The sequence below is a fragment of the Streptomyces sp. DH12 genome, assembly GCF_020873895.1.
In the GTDB taxonomy this organism is placed as follows: domain Bacteria; phylum Actinomycetota; class Actinomycetes; order Streptomycetales; family Streptomycetaceae; genus Streptomyces.
Window position 1 is genome coordinate 1 of the sequence record NZ_JAHWGT010000834.1, and the last position, 479, is coordinate 479.

Below are 479 nucleotides of genomic sequence, written 5' to 3' on the forward strand. Positions count from 1 at the left end.
CCTGGGTGTCGTAGAGGTCCGGCAGGCCGAGGTCGTGGCCGTACTCGTGGGCGAAGACGCCGAGTCCGCCGTTCTCGGGCTGGATGGTGTAGTCGCCGACCCAGATCCCGGTGTTGCCGATCTGCGTGCCGCCGAGCTTGTTGTTCTCGGGGCCGGTGGCGCCGGCGTCGGTGCCGAAGGCGTACCAGCGGTGGGCCCAGATCGCGTCCTCGCCCTGGGCGCCGCCGCCGGCGGACTCGTCCTCACCGGCGTGCACGATCTGGAAGTGGTCGATGTAACCGTCGGACTCGTTGAAGTCGCCGTCGCCGTCGAAGTCGTAGCGGTCCCACAGGTCGTACTGGGAGAGCTGCGCCTTGATCTGGGCGTCGGTCCGTCCTGCGGCCTTCTGCTGCTCGGCCCAGGCGGTGACGCCGTCCTGCACCGCGTACCAGGCGCAGTTGTCGGGCACGCACTTGTTGGAGCCGTAGCGGGCCTCGTTG

Annotated in this window: 1 protein-coding gene; it reads right to left on the minus strand. The window is 69.3% G+C overall.

Annotated elements, in window-relative coordinates:
* A partial coding sequence (locus tag LPA54_RS37320) for an immune inhibitor A domain-containing protein (RefSeq protein ID WP_228984890.1) occupies positions 1-479 on the minus strand: 479 nt, incomplete at both ends.